Origin of the sequence: Kitasatospora putterlickiae, assembly GCF_039527695.1 — a bacterium.
GTDB lineage: Bacteria > Actinomycetota > Actinomycetes > Streptomycetales > Streptomycetaceae > Kitasatospora > Kitasatospora putterlickiae.
In genome coordinates, this window is sequence record NZ_BAAAKJ010000043.1 from 16841 (window position 1) to 17552 (window position 712).

Annotated in this window: 1 protein-coding gene; it reads right to left on the reverse strand. The window is 81.0% G+C overall.

What is annotated here, in order from left to right; translation table 11 throughout:
• Positions 1 to 566 (reverse strand): hypothetical protein (locus tag ABD308_RS05270; RefSeq protein ID WP_344326913.1); only part of this gene is annotated, 566 nt, incomplete at its 3' end.
• Positions 567 to 712: the final 146 nt, after the last annotated feature.

Here is a 712-nt window from a genome sequence, read left to right on the forward strand (position 1 = left end):
ACCCGGCGCACCGCGCGATCGTGGTCGTCACCGCGGGCGGCCACCGGCGGGTCCTGCTCGGCTCGGTCGCGGCCGCCGCGCTCGCCCGCGTCGCCCTCGGTGGGGACGCGCGGGGCGGCGCAGGTCGGGCGGCCGGTGAAGGTGTCGACGGCGGAGAGGGCGATCTCCAGGCTGTTGTTGGCCCGCCCCGGTTCGCGGTACCCGCCGTCGTTGACCACCTCGGTCCAGCCGCCGGCCGCCGGGTCGGGGTGGCGGACGGGCAGGCCGTCCGCGTCCCGGGGCGCCCGGCGTTCGATCTCGCGCTGGTGCTCCGGGTCGACCGGTCCGAGCCCGCCGGGCAGACCGGTCGGGCGGCTGTCGGCGATGGTCCGCAGCCGGACGACGGGCGTGCCCGGGGCGCCGTCCGCGCGCAGCGCGCGCATGGCCAGGTGCAGCGCGGTCGCGTGCGCGGTGGCCACCGGCACCACGCCCCAGGCGAGCCCGGGCTGACCGTCGGAGGCCGGGGCGTCCGTCCGGCGGCGGTGCTGGTGGTGGCCGTCCGGGTGGTCCTCGGACCGCCCGGGCACGGGGCCGGTACCCGTTCCGGGGCCGGTACCCGTTCCGGGGACGGGGGCGGGAGCGGGAGCGGGCGCGGGAGCCGTCCCCGCGTCGGGCCCGACCGTCGGCGGAACCACCGGGGGCGGGGGCACCGGCACCGGGGCGCCGATCGGGA